This window comes from Gryllotalpicola sp. (assembly GCF_027352875.1).
In the GTDB taxonomy this organism is placed as follows: domain Bacteria; phylum Actinomycetota; class Actinomycetes; order Actinomycetales; family Microbacteriaceae; genus Gryllotalpicola.
On record NZ_DAIEII010000078.1, the window covers coordinates 51,891 to 60,117 of the forward strand.

Below are 8,227 nucleotides of genomic sequence, written 5' to 3' on the forward strand. Positions count from 1 at the left end.
GCTGTCGCCTGAATGACCCGACGGCGCTCCGCGCGGCCTCGGCGTTCTGGGGCGCGGGCGGCAGGGGAAGCGCCTAACCGGGGATATGGCTCTCGGAAAGGCGCACTGCGTGGGTGCCGACGACCGAGCGGTCGTGCGTGACGAGCACCACGGTCTTCTCGCACAGCGCGGCGCGCATATCGGCCATGAGGGCGATGGCGGATTCTTCGTCGAGATGCGCCGTCGGCTCGTCGAGCAGCACGGCGTCGGCCCGTGCGAGCAGGGTGCGGGCGACGGCGACCCGCTGCCGCTGGCCGCCGGAGAGGAACGAGCCCTCGGCTCCGATCGGCGTGTCGAGGCCGAGCGGCAGCTCGGCGATCAGTCCGGCGAGGCCCACCTCGCGCAGCGCCGCGGCGAGCTCGGCGTCGTCGGGGGTGTCCGCGCGCGCCCGGGCGAGGGCGAGATTGCCGCGCAGGGTCGACGTGAAGAGGTGGCCCTCCTGCGGGCACCAGCTGATCCGGCGGCGCACCGCGTCGCCGTCGATGCCGGCGGCGGGCTCGCCGTCGATGCGGTACTCCCCCGCGGTCGGTTCCAGGTAGCGCAGCAGCACGCCGAGCAGTGTCGACTTGCCCGATCCCGACGGGCCGGTCACAGCGAGCCACTCGCCGCGCTCCACCGCGGCCGAGACGTCGGCGAAGGCGTCGCGTGCAGCTCCGGGGTAGCGGTACGCGACCTCGGCGAGTTCGAGCCGGTCGGCGGCGGTGAGCTCGGCACCGCCGGCATCCGGCCTCGTCGCCGCGGTGACGGCGTCGACCCGGCCGAGCACCTGGCGCAGCTCGCCCCAACGCTGCGCCGCCTGGATGGCCTCGAGCACCGGATCGATGAGGGCGAGCGCGGTCAGCGCCAGGACTCCGGCGACCGGGGCGGGGATGCCGCCCGCGAGCACCGGGCCTGCGCCGACGGCGACGAGTGCGAACGCCGCGAGCCCGAGCACCGCTACGGCGACGGCTGCGCCGGCGCCGAGCGACCACGCGGCGCGTCTCGCGCGCGCGGTCGCCGAGGCGTCGAGGGCGACGATGCGGTCGATCACCGCGTCGGCGACGCCGTTGCCGTCGAGGTCATCGCGCGCGGCGAGCAATCCCGTCGACTCGCGCACCACCGCGGATCTGTCGAGGTCGCGCAGCCGCGATGCGCGGCGGTCGGCCGCGATCGCCGCAGCCCCGCCGCCCACCAGGGCGAGCAGGGCGGCCGCGGCGATGAGCCAGCCCGCCGCCGGAAGGAGCAGCCCGAGCGCTACGCCGGCGGCCGCGATGGTGATGACGGCGGTCGCGGGCGGCAGCAGGACGCGCGGAGCCAGGTCGCGCACGGCGTCGGCGTCGCCCACGAGCCGGTCGAGGGTGTTCGCGGCGGTGAGGGCCTGCCGCCCCGACGGCCCCTGCGCGGCGAGCCCGCCCCAGAGCCGCAGCCGCAGTGCAGTGAGCGCGCGGAAGACCGCGTCGTGCGTGAGCAGCCGCTCGCTGTAACGCAGGGCGGCGCGCCCGATGCCGAAGAACCGCACGCCGACGATCGCCACCATGAGGTAGAGGATGTGCGGATGCTCGGCCGCGCGCAGGATGAGCCAGCCCGAGACCGCGGTCAGCGCTGCGGCGAAGAGCGCCGCGAGCGCGCCGACGGCCGCCGCTGCCGCGAAGCGGGCGACGGCCGGCCGCAGATACTCGCGAAGCGCACGCCAGGGCAGACCCGCGGGCGTCGGCAATGTCGGCAGATCCGGTCGAGTCCGGCGGGGAATCGCGGCGGAGCGCTCCGCCGGCGACAGATCTGCGGGAGTCGGTGACGCCCCGGCGACCGGCACCCTGATGTCGGCGAGGGCGCGCACCGCCGGGTCGTGCGAGGCGAGCACGACGGTGGTGTGCGCGCGCAGTCCCGCGATCGCCTCGCGCACGAGCGCGGCGGATTCCCCGTCGAGATGCGCGGTCGGCTCGTCGAGCAGCGCGAGCCGGGCTCCTGCCGAGACGCGCGCGAGCACGCGGGCCATCGCGAGGCGGCGCAGCTCCCCCGGGGACAGCCGGGCCGGGTCGGCGGCGGCGAGGTGCGCGAGGCCGACGGCGGCAAGCGGTGCGGCCGGGTCGGGCGCTCCGAAGCGCTCGACCTCCTCGGCCACGGTCGGTGCTGAGGTGTGCGGATGCTGTGGCAGCCAGGCGATCCCGGCGGGGCGCCGGACGGTGCCCGTGACCGCCGCTCCCGTGGCGAGCAGCGCTCCGCGGCCTGCGAGCACCTCGAGCACGGTCGTCTTGCCGGTGCCGCTCGCGCCTTCGATGCTGACGATCGAGCCCCCCGGGGCTTCGAACGACAGGCCGGAGACGACCGCCGAGGGCCGGTCGGCATGCTGCACCGTGAGGGCGTCGACCCGGAGGTCGCCGTCCGTCTCGCGCCAGACGATCCCGGCCTCGGGCTCGAGCTCGTCGAGCAGGGCCTGGACGCGTCGGCGCGCCTCGACGCCGTTCTGCGAGGCGTGGAACGCCGTGCCGATCTCGCGCAGCGGGGCATAGCACTCGGGGGCGAGGATGAGCGCGATGAGGCCGGCGTCGAGCGTCATGGTCCCGCTCACCAGGCGCACGCCGACGAACACCGCGACCAGGGCGACGGAGATCGTCGCGATGAGCTCGAGAGCGAGCGCCGAGAGGAAGGCGACGCGCAGCGCCGCCATGCTCGTGCGGCGGTGCTCCTCGGAGATCTCGCGCAGCGCTGCCTCCTGCGCCCGCGCACGGCCGAGGCCGACGAGCACCGGCAGGCCGCGGGCCAGTTCGACGAGGTGGTCGGAGAGGCGCCCCAGCGTCGTCATGGCCGCGGCGACCGACTCGCGGGTGCGCACCCCGATGAGGATCATGAACACCGGGATGAGCGGCACGGTGAGCACGATGATGAGCGCGCTCACCCAGTCGGCCACGAGGATGCGCGCACCCACGAGCAGCGGCACGGTCGCCGCCTGCACCAGCGACGGCAGGAAGACCGTGTAGTAGCGGTCCAGCTCGTCGAGCGCCGTCGTGGCGAGGACGGCCGTCTGACCCGTCGAGGCGCGCGAGCGGACGGCGCGGCGCAGCACCTGCTCACGCAGTCGTGCGGTCGCCCCCGCCGCGGTGCCTGCGGCGGCCCCCTGGAGCAACCACGTCGCGACCGCCCGCACCAGTACGCCGAGAACCCCGAGGAGGGCGCTGCCCTGCCAGGAATCCGCCCCGGCGAGCAGCGCACTGAGCGCGCCGGCCAGAGCGCCGGCGACGAGGATGAGGCCGAGGGCTTTGAGGGCGCCGAGCAGCCCCAGCAGGTACAGCCTGCCCTTGCCGATGTCGGCGAGGACCGGCCTCATCGGGTCGGAGCCACCGCCGGCTCGACGACGTCGTGCGGCGGGATGTGCGACGGCGCGACCCGCTTGCGGAAGATCCAGTACGTCCACGCCTGGTAAGCGAGCACGAGTGGCAGGCCGACGCACGCCACCACCGATATCACCCCCAGCGTATAGGACGACGACGAGGCGTTCGAGACGGTGAGATCCCAGGCGTGATCGAGCGTCGAGGGCAGCACGAGCGGGTAGACCGAGGCGAAGATCGACCCCGAGCCGAAGACGAGGAAGGCCGCGAGCGAGGCGAACGCCCAGCCCTCGCGCTTCGCGCGCGAGGCGAGCAGCCACGCGAGTGCGCAGACGACCGCGATGACCAGGGTGAGATATGTCCACCAGCGACCGGCGAGGACGACGACGAGGATCGCCCATACCGCGAGCGGAAGCAGGGCGACCCAGCCCCACGGCCAGGCGAGACCCGCCATCCGCTTGCGCACCGGCCCGTCGGTCTTCAGCGCGAGGAAGTTCGCGCCATGGAGCAGCGCGAAGCCCACGACGGCGAGCCCGCCGAGGACGGCGTAGCCGGTGAACCACGCGAAGCCGCCACCGACGATGTCTCCGTTCGCGTCGAGCGGCAGCCCGGTCGTGGTCAGCGCGAGTGCTGCGCCGATTCCGAACGCCGACACGAACGAGCCGAGGCCGATCGCCCACGTCCAGAACGCTGCCCAGCGCGGCGTCCGGCCCTTGCCGCGGTACTCGATCGCTACGGCCCGGAAGATGAGGCCGAGCAGCACGAGCACGAGCGGGATGTACAGCCCCGAGAACAGCGAGGCGTACCAGAACGGGAACGCGGCGAACGTCGCGCCGCCCGCGGTGAGCAGCCAGACCTCGTTGCCGTCCCAGACCGGGCCGATGGTGTTGAGCATCACCCGGCGGTCCTGCTCGCTGCGCGCGCTGACGAGCATGTGCATGCCGACGCCGAGGTCGAATCCCTCGAGGACCAGATACCCGGTCCAGAGGATCGCGATGAGGACGAACCAGATGGTGGGAAGCGCTTCAGCCATGACCGTCTCCTGGGCTCTCAGTACGCGAACGCCAACACATCGTCGGGCGCCTTGCCGGAGGAATCCGGCCCCGGCGGGTTCTTGAGCTCGGGGATGGCGCTCGCCACGCCGCCGCGCACGTAGCGGAACAGCAGTACCAGCTCGACGACGAGCAGGGCGAGGTACACGCTGCCGAGCGCGATGAGCGAGAAGAGCAGCATGCCCGCGCTCACCCCCGGCGAGACCGCGGCCGCGGTGAACATGAACACCCCGTCGACGCCGGTCGGGTTGGGGGCGACGATGAACGGCTGGCGGCCCATCTCGGTGAACACCCAGCCGGCGGAATCGCCGGCGAAGGGCGCGAGGATTCCGACGACCGCGAGCACCATGAGCCACTTGGCCTGCGGCACGGTGCCCCGGCGCGTCAGCCACAGTGCCACGAGCGAGGCGATCGCCGAGAGCGCACCGAAGGTGATCATCAGGCGGAACCCCCAGTAGGTGACCGGCATGATCGGCACGTAGCTGATGGTCTTACCGGCCGCCGCACCATACGTCGACGGGTCGTTCGGGACCGTCGTGCCGTACTTCTGCTGGTACTCGGGTACGAGCTGGTTGAGGCCCTGGACGGGGGTGCTGAAGTTTCCATTGGCGAGGAAGGACAGCACACCCGGCACCTCGATGACGCCCGTGACGGTGTGGCAGTCCTTGGTGTTCCACGCCCCGAACGAGAGCAGCGAGATGTCGGTCGTCGTGTCGCACGCCGCCTCGGCGGCTGCCATCTTCATGGGCTGCTGCTGGAACATGAGCTTGCCCTGCTGGTCGCCCGTGATGGTGAGCAGGCCGAACGCGACGACGGCGATGACGGCGCCGAGACGCAGCGAGTGCAGCCACAGCGCGTGGTCGGCCTTGTCGCGGCCGGGGATGGCGGGGTTCTCGCCGACGATGACCTTGTTGTCGGGGCCGATCGTGTCGATGCCGTCGCGCCGCCGCCGCCAGAGCTGGTACCACGAGATCCCGAGGAGGAAGGCACCCGAGACGGCGAAGGAGCCGACAAGGGTGTGGAGGAACGCCCAGATCGCGGTGTTGTTGCCGAGCACCGCCCAGATGTCGTTCATGATCGGGCGACCGTTCACGAGCTCGACGCCGACGGGATGCTGCATCCACGAGTTCGCCACGATGATGAAGTAGGCCGAGATGACCGAGCCGAAGATCGCGAGGATGAGCGTCGTGAGGTGCAGCCCCTTGGGCAGGCGGCCCCAGCCGAAGATCCACAGGCCGAGGAACGTCGACTCGAGGAAGAACGCGAGCAGGGCCTCCATCGCGAGCGGCGCGCCGAACACGTCGCCGACGAAGCGCGAGTACTCGCTCCAGGCGAGGCCGAACTGGAACTCCTGCACGATGCCGGTGGCCACGCCCATGATGAAGTTGATGAGGTAGAGCTTCCCCCAGAACTTGGTCGCCCGGTAGAAGCGCTCGTCGCCGGTGCGGTGCCAGCGCGACTGCAGGTACACGATGACCGGGCCGAGCCCGATCGTGAGCGGCACCATGAGGAAGTGGTAGACGGTCGTGATGCCGAACTGCCAGCGCGCGATGAGAAGTGGATCGAGCCCGGATGCCAGAACGTGCATGTCCGGTCCTTCCCGCGGCGGGGCCGCTCTGTGACGACTGCCCTGACGCTAGCCGTACGCGCACGCCGCCCGAAAGGGCCCCTTCCCACTCAGCGGGTCAGGTCGGCCCAGAGCTCGTCGACCTGGGCGATGAGCTCCCCCCGGGTGCCGGTGTTGTCGAGGACCGTGTCGGCGACCGCGAGCCGGGCGTCGTCCGATGCCTGGGCGCCGATGCGCGCGCGCGCGTCGGCCTCCGTCATCCCGCGGTCGCGCACCATGCGCTCGATGCGCTCGTCGGCGGGGGTGTGCACGACGACCACCCGGTCGAAACCGCCGCGGGGATCGCGAGCGCCTTCGGCGAGCAGCGGGACGTCGTAGACGACGACGGCGTCGGGGTCGCGGGCGCCGGTCTCGGCGATGCGCTGCGCGACGCGCTCCTGCACCGCCGGGTGGACGATGGCGTTGAGGGCGAGGCGCTTGGCCTCGTCGGAGAAGACGATGGCGCCCAGCGCGGGCCGATTGAGCGTGCCGTCCTCGGCGATGACACCCGGGCCGAAGGTCTCGACGATCCGTTCGAACGCGTCCTCGCCGGGCCGCTGCACCTCGCGGACGATCTTGTCCGCATCGACGACGACAGCGCCGAGCTCGGCGAGACGCTGCGAGACGGTGGACTTGCCCGACGCGATACCGCCGGTCAGCGCGATCACCTGCACGGATTCACCCTAACGGCGAAAGGGCCGGCCCCTGAGGGCCGGCCCTTTCGAACGGGCTGCTAGTTGCTCGTGCTCGAGAGCTGCTCGCGGAGAGCTGCGAGCGACTCGTCGTCGGCGAGGGTGCCGGTCGCGGCGGTCTCGCTCGAGTACGAGGCGGCAGGGGCGTCGACCGTGGCAGTGGCCCGGTCGGCGCGCTCCTTGGCGACCTGCTTCTTGTGGGCCTCCCAGCGGGCCTGGGCAGCGGCGTATTCCTGCTCCCATTTCTCGCGCTGAGCTTCGAAGCCTTCCTTCCACTCGTTCGTCTCGGAGTCGAAGCCCTCCGGGTACTTGTAGTTGCCGCTCTCGTCGTACTCCGTGAGCATGCCGTAGAGCGCCGGGTCGAACTCGGTGCCCTCGGGGTCGAGGCCCTCGTTCGCCTGCTTGAGCGAAAGCGAGATGCGACGGCGCTCGAGATCGATGTCGATGACCTTGACGAAGACCTCCTCGCCGACCGACACGACCTGCTCGGCGAGTTCGACGTGCTTGCCGGACAGCTCGGAGATGTGCACGAGACCCTCGATGCCGTCGGCGACGCGGACGAACGCGCCGAACGGGACGAGCTTGGTGACCTTGCCCAGCGCGACCTGGCCGATCGCATGCGTGCGGGCGAAGACCTGCCACGGGTCCTCCTGCGTCGCCTTGAGCGACAGCGAGACGCGCTCGCGGTCGAGGTCGACCTCGAGGATCTCGACGGTGACCTCCTGGCCGACCTCGACGACCTCGCTGGCGTGCTCGATGTGCTTCCACGAGAGTTCGGAGACGTGGACGAGGCCGTCGACGCCGCCGAGGTCGACGAATGCGCCGAAGTTGACGATCGAGGAGACGACGCCCTTGCGGATCTGGCCCTTGTGCAGGTTGTTGAGGAAGGTGGTGCGGCTCTCGGACTGGGTCTGCTCGAGGAGGGCCCGGCGCGAGAGGACGACGTTGTTTCGGTTCTTGTCGAGCTCCAGGATCTTGGCCTCGATCTCCTGGCCGAGGTACGGCGTGAGGTCGCGGACGCGGCGCAGCTCGATGAGCGAGGCCGGCAGGAAGCCGCGGAGACCGATGTCGACGATGAGGCCGCCCTTGACGACCTCGATGACCTGACCGGTCACGACGCCATCGGCTTCCTTGATCTTCTCGACGTCGCCCCAGGCGCGCTCGTACTGGGCGCGCTTCTTGCTGAGGATGAGGCGGCCTTCCTTATCCTCCTTCTGGAGGACGAGTGCCTCGATGACGTCGCCCACGGCGACGACCTCGGACGGGTCGACATCGTGCTTGATGGAAAGTTCGCGCGAGGGGATGACGCCCTCGGTCTTGTAGCCGACGTCGAGGAGAACCTCGTCGCGGTCGATCTTCACGACGGTTCCTTCGATGAGGTCGCCGTCGTTGAAGAACTTCAGGGTCTTTTCGACCGCGGCGAGGAAGTCGTCAGCAGAGCCGATGTCGTTGACTGCGATCTGCTTGGTCGCCTGGGCGGTCGTTGCGGTTGCCATTGAGTGGTTGCTCTCTTACGGATTGGGATCGGGCCTC

At 71.1% G+C, this 8,227-nt stretch carries 5 protein-coding genes; all 5 read right to left on the bottom strand.

The genetic code is table 11. The features are described from left to right. Window positions 1-73 precede the first annotated feature (73 nt). The 5 genes from cydC to rpsA all read right to left on the bottom strand — a co-directional run bounded on the left by cydC (window position 74) and on the right by rpsA (window position 8,190). A complete protein-coding gene (cydC, locus tag M7D61_RS09475) occupies window positions 74-3,343 on the bottom strand; it encodes a thiol reductant ABC exporter subunit CydC (RefSeq protein WP_298229860.1) in 3,270 nt (1,089 codons plus the stop codon). After that, window positions 3,340-4,377 (bottom strand): cytochrome d ubiquinol oxidase subunit II, encoded by a 1,038-nt coding sequence (cydB, locus tag M7D61_RS09480; RefSeq protein WP_298229862.1) that lies wholly within the window; start codon window positions 4,375-4,377, stop codon window positions 3,340-3,342. Before cydB ends, cydC begins: the two co-directional genes overlap by 4 nt. 17 nt (window positions 4,378-4,394) lie before the next feature. Then, window positions 4,395-5,984, bottom strand: coding sequence for a cytochrome ubiquinol oxidase subunit I (locus M7D61_RS09485; RefSeq protein ID WP_298229864.1), 1,590 nt, complete (start codon window positions 5,982-5,984; stop codon window positions 4,395-4,397). Between the two features lie 89 nt (window positions 5,985-6,073). Continuing rightward, window positions 6,074-6,676 carry a dephospho-CoA kinase gene (gene coaE, locus M7D61_RS09490; protein ID WP_298229866.1) on the bottom strand — a complete coding sequence of 201 codons (603 nt, stop codon included), beginning with the start codon at window positions 6,674-6,676 and terminating at the stop codon, window positions 6,074-6,076. A 59-nt stretch (window positions 6,677-6,735) separates the two neighbouring features. After that, entirely contained in the window at window positions 6,736-8,190 is a 1,455-nt protein-coding gene (gene rpsA / locus M7D61_RS09495) for a 30S ribosomal protein S1 (protein ID WP_298229868.1), read from the bottom strand. Between the last annotated feature and the right edge of the window lie 37 nt (window positions 8,191-8,227).

What these genes read in the sequence shown, in the direction of transcription:
- cydB (WP_298229862.1), bottom strand. Translation starts at nt 4,377, where the DNA reads ATGGCTGAAGCGCTTCCCACCATCTGGTTCGTCCTCATCGCGATCCTC.
- M7D61_RS09485 (WP_298229864.1), bottom strand. Translation starts at nt 5,984, where the DNA reads ATGCACGTTCTGGCATCCGGGCTCGATCCACTTCTCATCGCGCGCTGG.
- cydC (WP_298229860.1), bottom strand. Translation starts at nt 3,343, where the DNA reads ATGAGGCCGGTCCTCGCCGACATCGGCAAGGGCAGGCTGTACCTGCTG.
- rpsA (WP_298229868.1), bottom strand. Translation starts at nt 8,190, where the DNA reads ATGGCAACCGCAACGACCGCCCAGGCGACCAAGCAGATCGCAGTCAAC.